The sequence below is a fragment of the Pseudomonas sp. GW821-FHT07F01 genome, assembly GCF_059418825.1.
This window is the reverse complement of record NZ_JBWKQO010000001.1, coordinates 126,008-146,289: the sequence shown is the minus strand read 5'-3', so window position 1 is coordinate 146,289 and position 20,282 is coordinate 126,008. Positions and strand designations below refer to the sequence as shown.

Annotated in this window: 15 protein-coding genes and 1 pseudogene; 8 read left to right on the top strand and 8 right to left on the bottom strand. The window is 60.6% G+C overall.

Annotated features, from left to right (window positions below):
• Positions 1-359: 359 nt before the first annotated feature.
• The 4 genes from AC07R1_RS00580 to pdxR form a co-directional block, all read right to left on the bottom strand.
• Entirely contained in the window at positions 360-758 is a 399-nt protein-coding gene (locus tag AC07R1_RS00580) for a hypothetical protein (protein ID WP_182999910.1), read from the bottom strand.
• Complete coding sequence (locus AC07R1_RS00575) at positions 755-8,062, bottom strand: two-partner secretion domain-containing protein (protein WP_495109954.1); 7,308 nt, start codon at positions 8,060-8,062, stop codon at positions 755-757. Before AC07R1_RS00575 ends, AC07R1_RS00580 begins: the two co-directional genes overlap by 4 nt.
• Positions 8,063-8,094: 32 nt before the next feature.
• Entirely contained in the window at positions 8,095-9,816 is a 1,722-nt protein-coding gene (locus AC07R1_RS00570) for a ShlB/FhaC/HecB family hemolysin secretion/activation protein (RefSeq protein WP_495109953.1), read from the bottom strand.
• Between the two features lie 174 nt (positions 9,817-9,990).
• Positions 9,991-11,394, bottom strand: coding sequence for a MocR-like pyridoxine biosynthesis transcription factor PdxR (pdxR, locus tag AC07R1_RS00565; RefSeq protein ID WP_495109952.1), 1,404 nt, complete (start codon positions 11,392-11,394; stop codon positions 9,991-9,993).
• Positions 11,395-11,481: 87 nt separating this feature from the next.
• Here pdxR and AC07R1_RS00560 point away from each other — a divergent pair, with 87 nt between their 5' ends.
• The 3 genes from AC07R1_RS00560 to AC07R1_RS00550 are packed head-to-tail and all read left to right on the top strand — an operon-like array spanning position 11,482 to position 13,005.
• Complete coding sequence (locus tag AC07R1_RS00560; protein WP_495109951.1) at positions 11,482-11,928, top strand: GNAT family N-acetyltransferase; 447 nt, start codon at positions 11,482-11,484, stop codon at positions 11,926-11,928.
• Positions 11,925-12,545, top strand: coding sequence for an FMN-dependent NADH-azoreductase (locus tag AC07R1_RS00555; protein WP_495109950.1), 621 nt, complete (start codon positions 11,925-11,927; stop codon positions 12,543-12,545). Before AC07R1_RS00560 ends, AC07R1_RS00555 begins: the two co-directional genes overlap by 4 nt.
• Positions 12,546-12,573: 28 nt before the next feature.
• Complete coding sequence (locus tag AC07R1_RS00550; protein ID WP_011060488.1) at positions 12,574-13,005, top strand: carboxymuconolactone decarboxylase family protein; 432 nt, start codon at positions 12,574-12,576, stop codon at positions 13,003-13,005.
• 232 nt (positions 13,006-13,237) lie between these two features.
• Here AC07R1_RS00550 and AC07R1_RS00545 read toward each other — a convergent pair whose 3' ends face one another.
• Positions 13,238-13,792, bottom strand: a complete 555-nt coding sequence (locus AC07R1_RS00545) for a hypothetical protein (RefSeq protein ID WP_444434797.1) — start codon at positions 13,790-13,792, stop codon at positions 13,238-13,240.
• Positions 13,793-14,022: 230 nt separating this feature from the next.
• On the opposite strand from AC07R1_RS00545, the gene AC07R1_RS00540 reads away from it, so the two are divergent.
• Genes AC07R1_RS00540 through arsH form a run of 4 tightly spaced genes read left to right on the top strand, consistent with a single transcriptional unit; the run spans position 14,023 to position 16,881 of the window.
• The gene (locus AC07R1_RS00540; RefSeq protein ID WP_011060486.1) at positions 14,023-14,370 is read left to right on the top strand and encodes a metalloregulator ArsR/SmtB family transcription factor; all 348 of its coding nucleotides are present in this window, start codon (positions 14,023-14,025) and stop codon (positions 14,368-14,370) included.
• Between the two features lie 20 nt (positions 14,371-14,390).
• Positions 14,391-15,674 carry an arsenic transporter gene (locus tag AC07R1_RS00535; protein WP_495109949.1) on the top strand — a complete coding sequence of 428 codons (1,284 nt, stop codon included), beginning with the start codon at positions 14,391-14,393 and terminating at the stop codon, positions 15,672-15,674.
• A gap of 28 nt (positions 15,675-15,702) precedes the next feature.
• Complete coding sequence (locus AC07R1_RS00530; protein ID WP_011060484.1) at positions 15,703-16,173, top strand: arsenate reductase ArsC; 471 nt, start codon at positions 15,703-15,705, stop codon at positions 16,171-16,173.
• Positions 16,174-16,182: 9 nt separating this feature from the next.
• The gene (gene arsH / locus AC07R1_RS00525) at positions 16,183-16,881 is read left to right on the top strand and encodes an arsenical resistance protein ArsH (RefSeq protein WP_047336258.1); all 699 of its coding nucleotides are present in this window, start codon (positions 16,183-16,185) and stop codon (positions 16,879-16,881) included.
• A gap of 205 nt (positions 16,882-17,086) precedes the next feature.
• On the opposite strand, the gene AC07R1_RS00520 is transcribed toward arsH, so the two are convergent.
• Both AC07R1_RS00520 and AC07R1_RS00515 read right to left on the bottom strand, forming a co-directional pair.
• Positions 17,087-17,875: a methyl-accepting chemotaxis protein gene (locus AC07R1_RS00520; protein ID WP_370059486.1), complete on the bottom strand. Its 789-nt coding sequence runs from the start codon at positions 17,873-17,875 to the stop codon at positions 17,087-17,089.
• A 66-nt stretch (positions 17,876-17,941) separates the two neighbouring features.
• Positions 17,942-18,697, bottom strand: a pseudogene (locus tag AC07R1_RS00515) (MCP four helix bundle domain-containing protein); the annotation flags it as partial.
• A gap of 533 nt (positions 18,698-19,230) precedes the next feature.
• Here AC07R1_RS00515 and AC07R1_RS00510 point away from each other — a divergent pair.
• Positions 19,231-19,587, top strand: a complete 357-nt coding sequence (locus tag AC07R1_RS00510) for a DUF6572 domain-containing protein (RefSeq protein WP_065363518.1) — start codon at positions 19,231-19,233, stop codon at positions 19,585-19,587.
• A 220-nt stretch (positions 19,588-19,807) separates the two neighbouring features.
• Here the strand turns inward: AC07R1_RS00510 and AC07R1_RS00505 are convergent, their stop codons facing one another.
• A complete protein-coding gene (locus AC07R1_RS00505) occupies positions 19,808-20,239 on the bottom strand; it encodes a hypothetical protein (protein ID WP_072444774.1) in 432 nt (143 codons plus the stop codon).
• Between the last annotated feature and the right edge of the window lie 43 nt (positions 20,240-20,282).

The following is a 20,282-nucleotide window of genomic DNA, read 5'->3' as shown; positions in this document are numbered from 1 at the left end:
TGGCAGAATAACCAACCAGCTGCAGCAATGGTGATAGCTCAGTGTCTGAGGCAGCGGTTGTAAATCGCTGATTTACAACTGCCGCTCGCAGGAAGCCTGGCTGAAATCTCATTAAACGCAATCGTGCGCAGTGAAGAACGCAAACACAGAAATATTTTAAAGAATGAACGGGAAATTATTTGGAGCAGCCCACCATATTTTTTATATTTACGGATACTCCATCCCATCAACAACGCTCGGAGGAAACTCGAGGTTAACCGGGCGGGATGGCGATCCATTCCTGGCGAGATAAATTCCTCGACTTTTCCAGCAGCGCCACCTGTTGCTTTTGCCCCGCTTAAGAAGAAGGAATATGGATTCTAAATATCATCAATCATACTCTTAAAAAATTTTACACCATGCTGATCTCGAACTGCATACACGCTCTCATATTGAAAAGAGAGTACAAATCTCCGACTTGTCTCCATCGAAAACTCCATAAGAAAACCCTTAATATCCGCCCAACTTTCCGAGAGTGAGTCAATAGGCGAATGGAATGCACCTCGCACACCTACTTCCCAATCGGCCTCCACACCCTCTGCTACCACAGAGTCATGAGGAACAATATAGCGAAAGACAAAATAGCAATTCGAAAAATTAAAATTCCCAGTCAAATATTTATCATCAACCGAGTATTCAGCTCCAACTTTTGATAAGGCTAAGGAAACCTTATCGAATGAGGTACCCTCTTCAGCCTCAAGGCTCATAGTAATAGTCATTTTGAAGCCTCAATCACCCTGAATTCATTGTTTTTCATCAAATAAAGTTTTTTCAATCCTTCAACAGGACGAGATCGCAGTGCTTTCTCTATCTCGCCAAATGTTAGTGGAGAGTCCGCTAAATTCACAACAACACTGCTAGCCTGTTTTTCAACCTTCTCAGTGACAGTCATTAATACTGAAATAGGGCTATTCGTTCTAGGAGAGAATACATCAGCCAAGTCACCATTAATTCGCAAATCAGGATTCCCACCCTTCCGACCCGTGTTCGCTAACTGTTCGACATCAAACCCTGCTTGGGCAAGTTTTTTAGACGCCTCATTTTGACGTTCTATTGACCGAACCATGTCTGGAGACGCATTTTTTGGTGGGAGCTCAGGCTCTCCTTTCAAAGAGCCGAGTTTCGGTAGCCCGCTAGTTCCAGCCTCCGCATCTGTTATGGCACTTGTCACATTCGAGTTCTTTGAAGCTCCTGCAGCTTCTTTTGCCGCAAGCTCATCCACAGCTTTGACGACAGGTACACCGGTTGGCGTCGCCCTCACCAATCCTTGCAGGAAGTTACCAAAATTACGAACCGCATTGCCAAGACTGATGACCGAAAGCGCCAAAGTCGCCTTATTCTCGACATCAAGCCTACTCCGCTCAGACTCCGTTTCAGTGTACAAAGCGTCACGTAGTTTAGGAGCTCTGCTGAACATGAAGCCGTCAACAAAAGCGATTGCTTCCGGCTTGGCGTTTTCTATCCCCTTTCCATGCTCCCCCTCTACACGCATGGCAAAAACGATGTCGTCGACCGTCAACTTGCTGAAATCGATACCCAGGTCGCATAGCTGAGGGTTTTGGCGACAGTGGTCCAGCGCTTGCTGGGCCACCTGTTTCGCCGCAGTTTCATGCAGGTCATGGTTGTATTGAGTGGCGCCTTTGGCGATAGCAACACCTTTGTCCAAATCGCCATCGACCGCCGCAGCCGCTACCAAGCCAGTAAGTTGCGATAGAACCAGCCTCAGCTCTTTGTTATCCCGGCCCAGGTCGCCCATCGAGCTCACCATGACTTCATTGAGCCCTGCGGCCGCTGCGCCTGTCTTGAAGTCACTGCCCGTCAGCTCAGCCAGCAAGCCGCCCATGATCGCGTGAGCAACCACTTTCTGGACGCTTGCATCTGGAAAATGAATGGCGTTGTCACCAATCCAGTTGAAGCCGGAGGCCATGGCCATTTGGCCGGCCTCGCCCATCAAGGCTGCGCTGAAGTTGCTGCCGAAACTGCCTCCCCCAATGGCCGAGGACACTCCGCTCGAGATAAGTGCTCGTCCAACGGTACGAGTCGCCGCATCAGAGGCATTGCTCCAACGGAAGATATCTTTGGAAGGGGTGGTCGCGCCTACCGCAGCACCATCCGTGGGTTGAATACCCTGTGTGGCCGAGCCCGCGCCATCGGCTGCCGTGAACCATTTGTCGTCGGCGTAATCAAGAAAGCCAGCAGTGAATCCCGCAATCGCAGCGTTCTTCAGACTCCCCGTGCTGAACGTATCTTTCACCGCCAGCCCTAGGTTGCCCTTGTTATCAATGGTGCTAGTGACCGCGGTCGTGCTCAGGCTGGCAGCAACTGCCAGGTTTGACCCGCTCAACCCCAAACCAGCGGGGCCGAGGATGAAAGACATCAAAATAGCGATGGCAATCTTGGCGCCAGCGCCGAGGCCAGAGGACTCGTACTTGAAGCTGTCGTGAATTTCCTTTACCTGGCGCCAATCGATATCACCACGGGCCTGCGCCTGCTTCATCCAGGCCAGGTTGGGGTCCGCTTGCACCATCGCATCGATGGTTTGGCTAACACTCTGTTGATCGACCTGCTTTATATCGATACGAATGCCTTCGGCAGCTTTGATCACCAGCTTGCCTTGAGCGATCAGGGCGCTTTGTCGAAGGGTCTCATCCGTTTTGCCTTCGCCCTTCATCTTGTACCAAGCCAAATCGCCCTTGCTCTTGGTATGGCTCTCGTCGTGGAAGTCCTTCACGCCCTCAAACACGATGCGGCCACCGCTGTCCAGCGTCAGGTCCTTACCGCTGTCCAGGGTTGCCACTTGGTAACGCTGGTCCCCGCCGCTCTTGAGCGTGAGATCGCCGCCCGTCTTGATTTCACTGCCGACGTTAGTGTGCTGCGTCACTTCATCGCGTTTCGCCGCGTTGCTCCCCCAACTGCCTTTTTTGCTCATGTCGTAGAGGGAGTAGTCGCGGTTGAGTTCAGCCATCAAATTCAACTGCTTACCGGCGACCAGATAGGCCTCGTTACCGGCGTTGATTTTGCTGGCGACCATCGTCACGTCTTGCAGCGCCGCAACGTTTACATCACCACCGGCCTCAATGGTCGTGCCCTGCTGGCGAACATGGTCCTCTTCCTGCTTGATCTTCTTGCCGCTGCGCTTGTAGCGGTACTCACTTGAGTCTTCGTTGGCAGCCGCAAGGAGGTTCACATCCTTGCCCGATAAATTGACGTCGCCGCCTGCCTTGACATGGCTGGCAACCATCGTCAAATCGTTCGTCGCCACAACATCAAGATCCCCACCGACCTTGATCTCACTGGCATGCTGCACCGTCTGGCTTTGCGCCCAGAAATGCCGTTTGTCCTGGCGCGTCGAGCCGGTTTCTTCGCGAGCCGCCGCAATCACCACGTCGTTACCCGCGCTCAGCTCAGCGTTCTTGCCTGCGGTAATGGCCCCGCCGACATTCAGCAAATCCCGCGCTGCATGCATCGTCAGGTTGTTCTCGGCCTCAACCCGCGCGGCGCTATCGACGACTGCCGTCTTGGAGCTGAAGCCCTTCCCACTGTGTTCAATCGTGGTGATGGTCCGGTCATTGCGGATATCCCCAGTCAAGGTGCTCAGGTCAACATCCTTACCCTTGAGGATGCCGCCTTGCATGTTCACCAGGTCCTTGCCCGCCACCAACTTCAGTTTTTCATCGGCCTGCGCGAGCCGCGTATTCACGAGGTTGTTCCCCGCGGCTGCCGAAAGGTTTTCGCTGGCGCGCAACGTGCCGGAGTTCTTCAAATCCGCACCGGCAATCAAGGTGACGTCCTTGCCCTGAATCAACGCCCCATCCGCCGTCAGGCGGTTGTTCGCCTGGGCCATGTACAGCACGGGGACCAGCACGTGCTGGCCATTGATCACCTGGTCTTCCATCCAGACGATGTCATGGGTCAGTGCGGCGACTTGCTGCGAGGTCAAGGTCACGCCAACGGATAGGTTGAGTTGCTCCTTGCTGGCGATGGCGTTGTTCATCAGGTACTTGAACATGCCTTCGTCGGTGGTCTGGCCGGCGATAAAGCGCTGACCTGTGCGCGCGGTGACGGCTTGTTGAATCAGGCGTTGTTCATAGAGACCATCCCCCAGGCGCTTCCAACTGGTTTCAGGGTCGTAACCCAGCTGGCCCAGCAGGTAGTCCGAGCTCATGAACTGCTTGAGATCGGTGAAGGCGGAGTTGGTTTCGACCAGGTATTTGGGGCCGACGAACACACGGCTGGCGTCCGAGCCCTGGATGTTGGCTTGGCTCAGATCCTGGCTGTTTTTGGCAACAGCGGCGCTGTCGACCACGTGAAACAACCCGTTCGTCCCACTGGGCAGAGCGAAGCCCGGCATGGTGGTCGGGTTGACTTGTTGCTGTGCCAGGTCCGGTGGCAGTTGCGGGTTCAGCACCACCACGGCGGGCTTGGTCACGGTCGTGGCGCCGCCCTTGTCCGCGACGGGCGTCGGCGGCGTGAACTGCACGATGCTGCTGTTTTCCAGCTGCTGGGGCGCCTGGATGCTGATGTTGCCGCCCGCTTGAATCACCGAGGCAATGGGATCGCCCGGGGTCACGGTGGTGGTGTCGCCCACCAGGTTGAAAGAGTTGAGCGCGCCCACCGGCAATACCTTGGGGTTGGGCTGGGCGTTGTAGGGGTAGATCCAGTTGGCGCGGAAGCGCTCATCCGTACCGTCGGTAACGCGGCCGGTGTTCCAGGTACGCGTGCGTGTGCTGGTACCAGTGGTAGCGCCAATGTTGGCGAAGTTGTCGGCGGTGATCAGCAGATCCGCGCCCGAGGCCATGGTGCTGTACTTGTTCAGCACACTGGATCCATCGACGGTCAGCTTGGCCCCACTTTGGATAGATGAGCTGGCCGAATCTGTCGCCACCACACTTTTGGAGACTTCATTGGCAATGTAATCGACGTTGTGGTGGTCACCGCTGCAGTCGTAGCACCTCACACTCAGGCTGCCCGACACCGGTTGGTCGACAGTGCTGAACACGTCCTTGCGGTTGATTAGGCTGTCGCTGCGCACCAGTACATCGTTGGCCGCTTCGATATGGCTGGAGATGTTTTCCAGTGACGCACTGCGGGCCACGCCGTCGCGGGCCATCATGCTCAGGCCGCCGAGGCTGTAGATGTCGGCGTAGTAGTTGGTCAGGTTCTTGAAGCGCAGCGCCATGTCGGCGCCGCTGAAGATCAGGCCGTGGTCGTTGCGCACAGTTTCGGCATTCAGATCAACCTTGCCGGCGCCGCCGAGGGTGCCGGTGTTGGTGACATTGGCGGCGGTCAGGGAGAACGCTGCGCCGCTGGTGATGCGTCCGGCATTGGTCCAGCTGTCGCCCTTGCCGGTGAAGCTTTGGCTGGCGGCCAGTTTGCCGGTGGCTGCCTGGTTGAGCTGGCCTACGGTGACATTCAGCACATCCGCCTGAACATCCGTGCTGTTGTCCCAGGTGGCGGCGTCGACGGTCAGTGTGCCGGCAGTGGCGACGCTTCCGCCGATATTGCTGAACTTCGCCAGATCGACCGCAAAAGTGCCTGTGCCGACGTGACGGACATTGCCGTCGGTGTTCTTGAAGCTGGCCATGCGCAGGGACACGTCATGGTTGGCGGCTTCGATCATGCCGCGCTGATTATCCAGCAACTGCGCACTGGCTACGCTGGCGGTGCCTTGTTGACCGAGGGAGCGCAATTTGCCGTTCTGGTTGTTGATGGACGCGGCGTCAATCAGCAAAGCGCTGGCGCCTTCGACCAGGCCAGATTGGTTGTTCAGCTCGCCGGCCAGGTCGAAATCGATGGCATCTGCGGCGGCTCGGCCTTGGCTGTTGTTGAGATGGGTGGCGCGTACGTTCAGGGCTTGCTTGGCCAGCAATGCACCATTCTGGTTGCCGAGGATCGTGCTGGTGATCTGGGTATCGCCGCTCAGGGCAGCAATCTGGCCGCCATTGTTCAGTAGCGATTGTTGCGCGCCCAGGTAGATCGACTGGGCCTGGATCAGCCCCACTTCGTCAGCTGCTGTGAGCGATTTTCCGTTATCCAGCACGGTTGCCGCAGTGGCCTTGAGCTTGCCCGCAACACTGGCCAATACACCGCCACGGTTATCAACGTTGTGGGCTTCGATGGTGAGGTTATCGGTCTGGGTGATGACGCTGCCATCTTGGTTATTCAGCCCTGCGTCCAAGGTCGCGGTGATGCCGCTCTGGCTGAGCAGGCTGCCCGTGTTGTTGTCCACCGCACCGCCGTTGATTGTCAGGCCCTGCTGGGTGCTGATGATGCCTTTACCGGTGTTGATCAGTTGCTGATGGGCAGTGAGGCCCATGGCATTGACGGAGGCGATGTAGCCGTCGAGGCTGTTGTCGATCGTGTCAGCGGTCAGGCTGAGCTGGCCTTGGCTGATCAGTTTGCCGCCTTGCTGGTTGAAGGCTTTGGCGGTGGCGAGGATGTCACCCTGACTGGTGATCTGCCCCTTGGCGTTGTCGACGGTGGTGCCTTCCAGGGTCAACGTGCTTTTGGCGGTGATCTTAGCGCCGCTGTTATCGAGGCTGGCCACGTCCAGGCCAAGGGTATCCTGGCTGCTGATGACCCCGTTGGTGTTGTTCACCGCTGCCGCTTTCAGTACCTGCTCACCGCCGCTGGCGAGGGTACCGTTGTCGCGGTTATCGAGCTGACCACCGAGGGTAGTTTTGAGCGTGCCCTGGCTGGTCAGGGTGCCGCCGCGATTGTCGATAGCCTGGGCACTGAGGATCATCCCGGTGTTCGCCGACAGCGTGCCGGCCCGGTTGTCGAGAGTCTCGCTGACGGTTGCCTTGAGGTCGCGACTGGCGACGACGCTCTGGCCACGGTTGTCGATGTTCTTGGCGGTGAGGGTCACATCACCGGTTTGGTTGCGGGTGCTCTGCGGGGTGACACCGGCCTCGATCAAGCCAAGGTTGTTGAGCTGACCGTCGCTGGTCAGCTTGACGCTGTCCCGAGCGGCGATGGAATGGCGGTTGGTCAGTGTGCCTTGGGTGGTTGCATCGACACGGGTACCGGCATAGACCGCGCCCTGGGCATCCAGGCTCTTGGCATTGATGACAACCGCTTGCGCCGCCGTGGCCTGCGCCAGGCTCAAGTGACCATTGGCATCCAACTGCATGTCGCCGCCACTGGCGAGCATGTTGCCGTCAAGCTTTACGCCGACACCGGCTTCACTGCTGACCAGCTTGATCGCCCCGGCGTACATGCCGCCCAGGGCCGAGGAGTCGATGGCCAGTTGAGGGGCGGTCGCCGGGGCAGTGGCACGCGCAGTCGCGTTCAGGGTCTTGGCATCAACATCATTGGCGCCGGCAATGATTGTCAGGTTCTTGGCCTGAATGTCGGCATTGAGCTTGGCTGAGCGGGTGATGATCTCGAAGCGGTCGATGTTGTTGGCATTGAGCCCGGCCCCTTCAATAACAACGCTGCCCTGGTCCACCTGATACCGCTGAAGCTGGCCGTTTTCGAGCACAGGCTTGCCGGTGGTCAACGTCGCTTGCGGGGTGTTGATAAAGCCGCAGCCGTTGCAGGTAACACCATACGGGTTGGCCACGATCACATGGGCCGACTGCCCCGCCACTTCGGTAAAACCGCGCAGTTGGCTGGGGCTACCGCCGTTGACCTCGTTGAGGATTACCCTGGCTGCCGTACCGTTGAGGTTCTGGTTACCGAGGATGATCCCGCCCAACTGCGTGGACTGAGTGCGGCTGGTGGCGTTGTTGAGGATCACTCCCTGTTGGCCGACGTTGTAGTCCTGGAACTGGTTATGCGACAGCCCGCTGCCATTGGGTGCACTGATGTTGACGATAGGTACGCCATTCGCCGCCTGGCCCAGGCTGGTGCCCGGCGCGCTGACTACAATGCCATCCGCCTGCACCAGCAACGGTTGCCAGAACATGACGTTCGCCAAAACAAACGCCAACCCGCGTTTGGGCAAGCCCATGAAGTGGGAGCGGCTTTTCAGGGATGCAGAAGGTTGGCGCGCAAGGAAGGCGAACTGTTGAACGTCCATGTCATGTCTCGATGCCCAAGGGCGGTAAAAATTTAGAGAAAGAAATCCAGGCGGAAATAGATCGGCGCTTCACGCTCAGTGATGGGCGCCGGTCGTTCCAAAGAGTGTGCAAAGGTCACGGTGGCGGCGACGTTCTGGCCGCGTGCAAACAGCTCCACCGAGTTGCTGGTCATGCGCCCGTGCTGTTCGGCGTTATAGCGGTCGCGGCGGATCACGCCCTGGTCATACCCCAGGCTGGTGCCGTACTCGCTGAACACCGGCTGCATCCAGGCCCAGGTCACCGGGCGGCTCCAGCGCAGGTCGTTGCGCCAGTAACCGCCACTGTCGCCGGCCAGGCTTTGATCCTTGTAGCCACGAATCGACGACTGCCCACCCAGGCTTATGCGCTGAGGGCTGAACAGCACATCTTCGCTGCGCTGGCCAGTCATCAGGCTGCTGAAACTGAACGACTCGCCCCACAGCTTGAACGGGTACAGGTAGCTCAGGGTCGCGGTGTATTTGCGATAGCGCGCATCGGCCTGGCCGGGGCGCGGGTTGTGGTTGGCTTGGGCGTCGAACGCACCGATGCCGTCCTGCATGCCCAGGTCAATGTTGAGGAATGAGCCACCGATACGTCGACCATGGTTAATGCCGAACTGGGCTTCGCTGAGGCGGTTGCTGCTCAAAGCGAGCTTGCTGTCCTCGATGAAGTTGTTGGTGCGCAGGTACGCCACACCGGTGCTGAGAGATGTTTTGCTCAGGGCATCGCGATGGATCACGCGCTCCAGCCGCAACTGATGATTTTGGCTGTCGCCCGATTGCTTGAAATTGAAACCGCTGGCCTGGGCCAAGGAGCGATATTCGGTTTCGCTGTAGGTGTAATTGAGGTTCCACCAGCCGAACGGCAGGCTGTAGTTGAGCATCGAGTTGCGCGAGGTTTTTTGGTGATCGCTTAGCGCATCGTGACCGCCACGCAGCGAGAGTTGATCGGCCAGGCCGAAAGGGTTATCCCAATCCAGATTGACGCCCCACTGCTGCTCCCCCGTGCTGCGCTGGCCGCCGTTGTGGCGCGATAGGCCAACGCGCCAGGGCTTTTGTGGAGTGTTTTTGACCAGCACTTCGCTGCCGCCAACGGCTTTGCCCGGTGCCAACTCCATCTGCGCCTGGTTGGAAGGCAAGCGGTTTAGCTGGTCAACCATCTGCTCAACTTCCCGCAGATTGAGCAGATCGCCCGTTTTTCCGGGGAAGCTCATGAACAGCTGGCGGTCGGTGATACCACTGTTTTCTGCGCCCTTCATTCCCTCCAATCGACCCTCGACCACCTGCACCTTCAAGTTGCCGCTGGAAAGGTCTTGCTGTGGCAAGTACGCGCGGCTGGTGACCAACCCTTTGGTCATGTATTGGTCGGTGATGACCTTGAGCAATTCGTTGAGCTGGGGCACACCGAGGCATTGGCCGATGTAAGGCTTGAGCAAGGTGCTGCGCTCGCGCTCGGACAAGGCATCGGCACCACTGAGGTCGACAGTTTTGATAGTGAAGCAACGGGTGTCGGTGGGCGTTGTCGGCTTGCTAGGCGCTACGACTTTACCGGGCAGGTCCTTGAGTTCTTCAAGGCGACGTTGTTGCTCTTCGAGCAAGCGATCCTGGCGGTCTCGGATCAGGTCGGTGACGCCTGGAGTGTTCTGTAGGGGCGCGGACTCGGCCATCCCGGCCATGCCCAGGCAAAAAAAAGCGGACAGCAGGCTGAACCTGGTCCGACGTACCAAACGCCACATTTCTAGATCCCTCTACATGGCCTTGTGCCATTAAACGGCGGCGATCTTAGGTTGGCGTTTTAATGACGTCAATTAAACGTATAGATTTGTTTCAATCTTGGTACAAGCACTATCACTTTTGCGCTCGTCGACAGTGAGTGGCCGTCAAGGCAAAACGGCCAACAGCCCACCACCTCACCCAATAACCCGCCCCAACCGCACCGCCACGCTCGCCGCCTGCTCGGCACTGACCACATTGGTGAACCCCATCACCAACCCCTGCCTAACCCCATCCCCCAGATACCACTGCGACAACGGCTCCACCGCAATCCCCTCCCCCCGAGCCCGCTGGGCAATCTGCACATCGTCCCCCTCCCCCAGCCCAGCCACCACATGCATGCCCCCCGCCTGCGGGTCTATCTGCAAACGCCCACCCAACGCCTGGTGCAACGCCTCCACCAGCCACTGCCGCCGACGCGCATACAGGCCGCGCATTTTGTTCAGGTGCCGGGCAAAGTGCCCCTCGTTGAGAAAGGCCGCGACCGTCGCCTGCTGCAGGTGCGGGCAGTGGTTGTGCAAACGATCCGCCTGGCGGGCGAACGCTGGGGTCTGTTCGGTGGGCACCACCAGGTAGGCCAGGCGCAGGCCTGGAAACAGGACTTTGCTGAAGGTGCCGGTGTAGAGTACGCGACCTTGCTGGTCGAGGCTCTTGAGGGCCGGCAAGGGCTTGCCCTGGTAGCGGTATTCGCTGTCGTAGTCGTCCTCGATGATCCAGCTGCCTTGACGGTTGGCCCAGTCCAGCAGGGCCAGGCGCCGCGGCAGGGACAGCGACACCCCCAGGGGGCTCTGGTGGGTCGGGGTGACCACGGCAAAGCCGGCCTCCGGGGCGCGGGCGATGCCTTGGGCGACGTCCAGGCCCTGATCGTCCACGGGCACCGGCACCAGTTGCGCACCGGCTTCCAGCAGCGCGCTCCTGGCCATGAAGTAGCCGGGCTCTTCCAGCCAGCAAGTGGCGCCCGGGCCCATCAGCGTGTGGCTGATCAGATCGAGGCAGGCGCGGTAGCCGGCGCAGACGAAAATCTGCTCCGGGTGGCAGCTGATGCCCCGGGAAATCCCCAGGTAGGAGGCAATGGCCGCCCGCAATGGGGCATAGCCGCGCGCGTCCGGGTAGACCAGGCCTTCGACGCCCGCCTGGCGCAGTTGCCGGCCCGCGAGGCGGGTCCAGAGTTTGCGCGGAAAGGCGTCCAGCGCTGGCAGGCCCATTTGCAGGGCCAGGGGCGAGGTGCCGGCATGGGTGGCCTGGTAGGTCGTGGGGGCCACTGGGGTGCGCTGCGTGGGCGCCGAAACCGGTGCCAGTTGCGGGGTGACAATGGTCCCGGCGGCCCCGCGAGCAGTCAGGTAACCCTCGCCTATCAGCAGCTGGTAGGCCGCTTCCACGGTGCCCCGCGCCAGGTTGAGTTCCGCCGCCAAGGCGCGAACCGCCGGCACTCGGTCCCCCGGACGCAGGCGGCCATCGGCGATAGACTCGCGAAACCGCTGATAAAGCTGGCGATAGATCGGCGCCGTCTGGCTGCGGTCCAATTCGAAAGGAAGGATCATGGCCTAGTCATTTATGCATTTTTTGGCCCTGTAGCTTAAGCCATTGACCTTCTAAAGTGGGTCATCTCTTTTCAGCGGATGACGGACATGCCCTACACCCTTCAACACCTCGAAAGCGAAGCGGCCCTGGCGGCCAGTTTCGACTTGATGCGTGTCTTGCGCCCCCACCTCACCAGCCCGGCGGCCTATGTCGCCCAAGTAGCCCGGCAAACCGAGCAGGGCTACCGCTTGCTCGCCGTGTGGGACGCTGAGCGCATCGTCGGCCTGGCGGGTTACCGCGAGCTGGAAAACCTGCTCTACGGGCGCTTCATCTACGTTGATGACCTGGTCGTGAGCCCGGACCTTCAGCGCAGCGGCTTGGGTGCGCGGCTGCTGAGCGCCGTGCGTGATGAGGCCGTGCAGCGTCAATGCGATCACCTGGTGCTGGATACTGGCCTGCATATGCCCCTGGCCCAGCGCTTCTATTTCCGCCAGGGGCTGCTGGCCCGGGGCATGCATTTCACTCAACGACTTCAAGGTGGGGAGCCGGCATGAACAACCTGCTGCTGATCAACGCCAGCCCCCGCGGGCAGGTTTCCCATGGCAACAAGTTGGCACTGGAACTGGTGAGTTCCCTGCGCCAACGCTTTCCGCACCTGGAACTGGTCGAGCGCGATCTGGGGGCCAATCCGTTGCCGCCACTGGGCATGGACTACGCCCACGCCCTGACCACCGCCACGCCCTTCGACGCGCCACTGTTCGAGGTGTCCGAAGGGCTGATTGGCGAGTTGGAGCGCAGCGATGCCCTGCTCATTGCCACGCCCATGCACAACTTCACCCTGCCGGCCGCGCTCAAGCTGTGGATCGACTACGTGCTGCGCATTCACCGCACCTTCAGCTCCGGCCCGGAAGGCAAGGTCGGCCTGCTCAAGGACCGCCCGGTGCAGGTGCTGGTCAGTTCCGGCGGCTTTCACCAGGGCCCGCGGGCACGCCAACCGGACTTTCTCACGCCTTACCTGCGCCAGGTGCTGAACACCCTCGGCCTGTTCGACCTGCAGTTCACTTATCTGCAAGGGTTGGTGTTCGGTGACGAGGCCGTGCGTGCAACCCTCGACGAGGCCCGCAGCGCACTGTCCTTGCAGCCCCTGTTCAACCCTCTCGTTTGTGCCTGATCACTTTTTTCCCTATCGGAGTTTCACCATGAGCCAACTCAGACTGCCCTTTGCCACCCTGTCGCCAGCCGCCTATCAAGGCCTGCTCGCCACCAACACCGCCCTGGTCGCAAGCCCCCTGGGCTTGCCCCTGGTGGAACTGGTGTTTTTGCGCGTGTCGCAGATCAACGGCTGCTCGTTCTGCCTGGGCAAGCACTCACAGACCCTGCGCGAGTGTGGGGTGGCGCAAGACAAGCTGGATTGCCTGGCCGGCTGGCGCGTCAGCGAACTGTTCAGCGAACGCGAGCGCGCCGCGCTGGCCTGGACCGAAACCCTCACCTACGTCCACGACAAGGGCGCGCCGGACGAGCTGTACGAACCGCTGAAAGCGCACTTTAGCGACGTTGAAATTTCCGACCTGACCTTGGCCGTGTCCTTGATGAATGCCTTCAACCGGCTGGCGGTGGGCATGAAGCTCTGAGAGCGAGGCCATCGTTGGCGGTGTTGGCTGTTGATCTTCCTGCCCCTGCGCACAGGAGGGTCGAAGGCAGGCATTGAGCCGTGGCCAACCCGGCAGGATGCCGGGTTGGCCGCCACCCGCCCCCAGGTGCACGCGGTAAGAAGGTGGCTCCGCGTCTTCGTTGGCGAGCTTCGCTGGCAAGCCAGCTCCTACAGGGGAAGCGATATCAGGTCGGCTCAGGGCCTCTCCTGCTCTATGCGAGAAAAGCTCCGCTGGCGCCGGCATCGGCCAATGCAAACAGCAGCGCTTCCAGCGCTTCTTCGGGCGCCGAGCCGAGGTCAATCTTGACCCTGTACCCCTCCTCCGTGGCCTCCGGGTCCGACACAAAATGCAGCACCCCTTGCAGCCCTTCTTCGGTTGGCGAATTCTCGTCTTCGCCATCGAACCACTCAAAGAACCACGCCCGAATAACCTCAGAGGCCTGTTCCAGGCTCAAGCCCCGCACCTCCAGGGGCAACCAGTCCCAGCCAAAGGGCGAGATCACCACCGCCATCTGCTCGATCGCAAAGCGCACAGGCTCAAAGCCCAGCTCGGTTTCGGAATCGACCTGCACCGGCTCGCCAGTCGAAGCGCCCTCGGCCGCAATCACATCCACCCGGCAAGGCGTGCCCATGGCCCCTTCAACCGCCAGCGAACCATCGCTGTTGCGGTAAGCGGGCTCGACATGCGCCGCCCCTTCTGCGGCGATACGCGCCAGGGTTTCGACATAGGGTTTACGAATGGCGGCAAGCAGTTCGCTGACGGTCATGGGTCTGATGACTTCCTTGGCAAGGGGCCGTCGAGGGTTCTGTCTTCGACGGGAGGGTGATGGGTGGCTGAAAGGCCGGCGCAATAGTGCAATGGGCGGCCGTGCAACGTCCATGAAAAGCCACGCTCCTCTGGCCGCTCCCCGCCATAGGCCTGCGTCTCGAAAAATTTTGGCTTGCCCAATACATATGGATATTCGTATATTCGATTTTCCATATATAAGGAGCGAGCATGATCACGCCTCCCGAAGTCTTCAAAAGCCTGGCCGACGAAACCCGTGTGCGCGCCACCCTGCTGATCGCCGATCAGGGGGAGCTGTGTGTCTGCGAGCTGATGTGTGCACTCGACGACAGCCAGCCAAAAATCAGCCGCCACCTGGCGCAACTGCGCAGCAGTGGCTTGCTGCTCGATCGCCGCCAGGGCCAATGGGTGTATTACCGCCTCAACCCCGAGTTGCCGGGCTGGGTCCGGGAGATTCTGCATGTGACGGCCAAGGCCAACGCCGCTTGGCTCAAGGACAACGCCGCGCGCCTGCAGAACATGGATGGCCGCCCCGTTCGCGAAGCCGCTTGCTGCTGACCCCTATCGAGTGAATCTGCATGTTTGTCGCTGTGGCTGTTTTTCTCTTCACCCTGATTCTCGTCATCTGGCAGCCCAAGGGCCTCGGCGTCGGTTGGAGCGCCACGCTCGGCGCAATCATCGCGCTGGCGGTGGGCGCGGTATCGCTGCAGGACATTCCCACGGTGTGGGCCATTGTCTGGAACGCCACCGCGACTTTCATCGCGGTGATCATCATCAGTCTGCTTCTGGACGAGGCCGGGTTCTTCGAATGGGCCGCCCTGCATGTGGCGCGCTGGGCCAGGGGCAGCGGCCATCGGCTGTTCGCCTTCTGCGTGCTGCTGGGGGCGGCGGTGTCGGCGCTGTTCGCCAATGACGGCGCAGCGCTGATCCTCACGCCCATCGTCATGTCGATGCTGCTGGCGCTGCGTTTCAGCCCCGGAGCGACCCTGGCCTTCGTCATGGCCGCGGGCTTCATTGCCGACACCGCGAGCCTGCCGCTGGTGGTGTCCAACCTGGTGAATATCGTGTCCGCCGACTACTTCCGGCTGGGGTTCGCCGAGTACGCGGCGGTGATGCTGCCGGTGAGCCTGGCCAGTGTCGCCATGACCTTGCTGGTGCTGTTCCTCTATTTCCGCAAGGACCTGCCGCACCGCTACGCCCTGGATGCGCTGCCGCAACCTTGCACGGCGATCCGTGACCGGGCCACCTTCAGGGTCGGGGGCTGGACCCTGCTGATGCTGCTGGTCGGGCTGTTCGCCCTGGAGCCCCTGGGTATTCCCATCAGCGCCGTGGCGGCGGCCTGTGCCGCGCTGCTGTTTGCCGTCGCCGCCAAGGGCCACCGGATCTCCACGCGCCGGGTGCTGCGCGAGGCGCCGTGGCAGATCGTGATGTTCTCGCTGGGCATGTACCTGGTGGTGTACGGCCTGAAGAATGCCGGCCTGACGGACCTGCTGGCCCAGGTGCTGAACCGCCTGGCCGAACAGGGGCTGTGGAGCGCCACCCTGGGCACGGGCCTGTTGTCGTCGCTGCTGTCCTCGGTGATGAACAACATGCCCAGCGTGCTGATCGGCGCGCTGTCGATACAGGCCAGCGAGGCACAGGGGCTGGTGCGCGAGGCGATGATCTACGCCAACGTCATCGGCTGCGACCTGGGCCCGAAAATCACCCCCATCGGCAGCCTCGCCACGTTGCTCTGGCTGCACGTGCTGGAGCGCAAGGGCCTGCGCATCACCTGGGGGTATTACTTCAAGGTCGGCGTGCTGCTGACCCTCCCGGTTCTGCTGGTCACCCTTTCGGCCCTGGCCCTGCGCCTGAGCCTCTGACAGCCGCCCAAAGCGGCAGGAGCCCCCCATGCGAGTCCTGTTCATGTGCACGGCCAACAGTTGCCGCAGCATTCTTTCCGAAGCCCTGTTCAACCATCTGGCACCCGAGGGGTTTGCGGCGGTCAGCGCCGGCAGCTTCCCCAAGGGCCAGGTGCTGCCACGTAGCCTGTCGACCTTGCAGCAGGCCGGCATCGCCACCGACGGCCTGTACAGCAAGGGCAATGACGCCTTCGCCGACAACCCGCCGGATATTGTCATCACCGTCTGCGACAAGGCGGCCGGTGAAAGCTGCCCCGTGTATTTCGGCCCGGCGCTCAAGGCCCATTGGGGGCTGGCGGACCCGTCCGATGTGCGCGGTGAAGAGGCAGCGATCGACGCCGCGTTCCGCGCCACCCTGGCGCAGATCGAACAGCGCTGCGCAGCCTTCTTCGCACTGCCCTTCAACCACCTCAGCCGCGATCAGCTCAAGACCGAGCTCGATCGCATCGGCACGCTTTAAGGAGGCCCCATGTCCGAGCACCTGCCTAACCTGGATTTGCGCCTGTTCGATGGCGCACCCACTTCGACGCCAGACGAGCACAAGCCGCGCATCCTGTTGCTCTACGGTTCCACCCGCGAGCGCTCCTTCAGCCGGCTGCTGGTCGAAGAAGCCGCGCGCCTGCTGGAGCATTTCGGTGCCCAGACGCGGATCTTCAACCCCTCTGGCTTGCCCTTGCCCGACGATGCCCCGGTGGACCATCCCAAGGTCCAGGAACTGCGGAAGCTGGTGCTGTGGTCAGAAGGCCAGGTCTGGTGTTCGCCAGAACGCCACGGGGCGATGTCGGCGGTGTTCAAGGCACAGATCGACTGGGTTCCGCTGGAGCTCGGCGCGGTGCGTCCGACCCAGGGCAAAACCCTGGCAGTGATGCAGGTCTGCGGCGGCTCCCAGTCGTTCAACGTGGTCAACCAGTTGCGCGTGCTCGGGCGCTGGATGCGCATGTTCACCATCCCCAACCAATCCTCGGTGCCCAAGGCCTACATGGAGTTCGACGACGCCGGGCGGATGAAGCCTTCGCCGTTCTACGACCGGGTGGTGGATGTGATGGAAGAGCTGGTGAAGTTCACCGTGCTGCTGCGCGACCGGCAGGCGTTTCTGGTGGACCGTTATTCCGAGCGCAAGGAAAGCGCCGAGCAATTGATGGCCCGGGTCAACCAGCGTTCAATCTGAGGGGCGCAACAGCCCATTTGCAGCCTGCGCCGACAAAAGCCTGTGAACCCGGATTTCAAGAATGGGTTTGGGCAGGCGCACGCTGGCTTGCAAAACACTCGCTGGCGCCGCATTGATTCGCTGATTGCGCATCATCGTTGGCGAGCTTCGCTGGCAAGCCAGCGCCTACGGAGGAACCAGACCACCGTAGGGCAAAAAGCCGCGCTCAAACCTTGAACCGTGCCACTAGCCGGTTCAACTCGATCGCCAGATTGGCCATCTCCCCGCAGGCGCTGGCCGTCTGGCTGGCCCCCGCCGAGCTCTGGATCGACAGCTCGCGAATGCTGGTCAGGTTCTGGTCCGCCTCACGCGCCACCTGGGCCTGTTCTTCCGAGGCGGTGGCAATCAGCAGGTTGCGTTCGTTGATCTGGGTAATCGCCTGGGCGATCTGCTTGAGGGACAGGTCGGCGTTCTGCGCCACGGAGATCGAGCTGCTGGCCATCTCGGCGCTGACGTTCATGGCGCTCACCGCGTGGGTCGAGTCGGCCTGGATCGCGCTGATCATCTGTTCGATTTCCTGGGTCGACTGCTGGGTGCGGTGGGCCAGGGCCCGCACTTCATCGGCCACCACCGCAAAGCCTCGGCCCTGCTCGCCGGCGCGGGCGGCTTCGATGGCGGCATTGAGGGCCAGCAGGTTGGTCTGTTCGGCAATGGCGCGAATCACTTCCACCACTTTGCTGATGTCCTGGGCGCGGCTGGACAGCGCCTTGACCTGCTCGCCAGTGCTGGCCACGTTGCCGGCCAGGCCTTCGATGGCCTTGAGGGTCTGGGCCACGTTCTCGATGCCGGAGCGGGTGAACTCCATGGACTCGCGGGACGACTGGGCGGCGGCTTCGGCGTTGCGGGCCACCTCGTCCACCGCGGCGCTCATTTCGGTCACTGCGGTGGCCGCCTGGCTGACTTCGTCGTTCTGGCGCACCAGCCCGCGGCTGGCGTCTTCGGTCACTGCGGTCATTTCTTCCGAGGCCGAGGCCAGTTGGGTGGAGGAATCGGCGATGTGGGCGATGGTTTCCCGCAGGTTGGTCTGCATCTGCGCCAGGGCGGCCAGCAGGCGGCCGGCTTCATCGCGGCCACTGACGCCGATCTCCCGGGACAGGTCGCTGCCGGCAATGCGTTCGGCCACGGCCAGGGCGTCGCTGATGGGCGCGGTGATGCTGCGGGTCAGCACCGCCGCCAACACCACGGTGAGCACCACCGTCACCCCCATCAACACCAACACCAGCGTCAGGCCACTGCTGTAAACCGACTCGGCAGTGATCCCCGCCTGCCTGGCGCCCTCGTCGTTGAAGTCCGAGAGTTTGTCCATCTTCTCCTGCATGGCGTTGGTCATGGGGCTGATGCGGGTGTTGATCAGGGTGATGGCCGCGGCGTTGTCGCCACTGCGCAACAGCGGCTCCAGCTCGTCCACCAGCTTGAAGTAGGCCTGCACATCGGTCGCTACAGCCTGGTACAGCTCACGCTCCGCCGGCCCGGTGATCAGGGGTTCGTACTGGTTGATGGTGTTCTGCAGGTTGGATCGATAACCGCTCAACGAGGCGATGCGGGTCTGGCGCTGCTGTTCGTCGGTGGTCACAGTGATGCGGATGCTTTCCAGGCGCAGGCGCAAGACGCTGGTCTTCATCTTGCCGATCTCGCGGATGCTGGTCATCCAGTTGGTCTCGACATCCTGCTCCGCGTCTCGCAGCTTGCCCATTTGCAGCACGGCGACAATGCCCAGGGCGAACACCACCAGGACAATGAGCGAGAAAAAGGCGGCAGACCTTGGAGCAAGATTCATTGTCCTGACGTTCATTATTTATCTCTCTAATAGAATGGTCGGTACTTCCCTGCTGTCATTCCACGCTATCGACTGAGTGTCAGAGAGCTGCAAACAAGCCGACGACTGGGTTAGCGGCCCACCCGGCACGGCAACGTCGATACTCACTCGGGTCAATCCAGGCCTGTCGGGACGCAGGCCCCACTCGGTCCTCCTGCGCCCATGTCCCCCTTGGCGGGTGAGCATCAGTTAAGTCGAATAACGCGGCCCGCGCCGTCTCGATTTTTCTGGGCAATGGCACCTGGAGCCCGGCATCTATCCAGGGGGGGCCTAACAAGCCATAGCAGATGGTGGCGTTTTGTCACTACCGTCGATTAGGCCGCTGTTGAAAAGAGCACGCCGCCGCTCGATCAGGTTGCGCCTGAACGGGGCAAGCCCCGGCAGCCCACCCTGGCCTCGCCCACGGGCCGGAACCGCGACCACCGATTGCCCACTGAAGAAACCCATCGCTACGGCCTATAATGCCCCCGCCCCCACGTTCTGAAGGATCAGCAATGTCCATCACCAATCCAAAAGTCATCGATATCTGGGCCATCCCCAAATCCGCGCCCGACAGCCTGCTGTTGATCATGGTCGACCCCCTCGAATGGGGTGACGAAGCGGCACACAGCGAACACCTGCTCCTGCTGCAAGAGAAGATCAACACCTACATCACCTTCATCGAAAGTGAAGAGATCTACAGCGAAATTCCCGATGCCTGCGGCAAGCACCTGATTATCCGGGTACTGGGTTTGCACGAACTGCCCGAGCAAGTCGATTGGTTTTTCAAACGCATTACCGAGATCCTCCATGAACGGAGCATCGGCTTCGATTTCGAGCTGAAAGTGAACCAAGAGGCTCCCAGCCTGTAGCTCGCCCCCTGCGCGCTCGCCGATTGAGCCGCGCGCAGGAACACCTTGTGCAGGCAGGATCAGCGCCCGATCAAGCGCAATGAAATCCACATGCTGCTCATGAAAAACGCGTCGAGCACACCGCCAGCGTGACGGGGGGAGCCAGCAAAACGCATGGGGGCTTGCCTGCCGTCAGGCTGCCGGCCAGGGCACCGAGAGCGAGCCGGGCGCGAATGAACTTCTATTTGAACTCGAAATACTCTCTCATCATTTCAATTGGCTTCATCGGTTCCACATTCAAGAAACCCAACACCTCAAGAAACCACGAGAGGTTATCTCCCAACACGGAAATATCGTCCTCATCATTCGACAGCAGACAAATGGCCAGTCGTGCCTTCAATACCTCCCGATCCTTGAACCCTCGTATTGCCCCTTGCTCATCGATTTTTGCCCACCAGAGTGCAGCCTGCGCCTTGCAGCGTTCAGCAGGAATTTCCCCGGCAACATAGGCTTTCGCCAGGCGCAGAGGATCCTGCTCGCAGTCGGAGAACTGGATATCCAGTTCCTCCAGAACCCTGATCAGGAAGCCGAGCTGGTGTTTGAGCGCAGCAGAGCTTTGAGTGGCCCGAACAATGGAGCCGATATTGAATTTCTTGAAGTCATCCGGATTCATGCAGCAACCTTGAAACTGAGTAAAGGATCACGACGATGGGGGC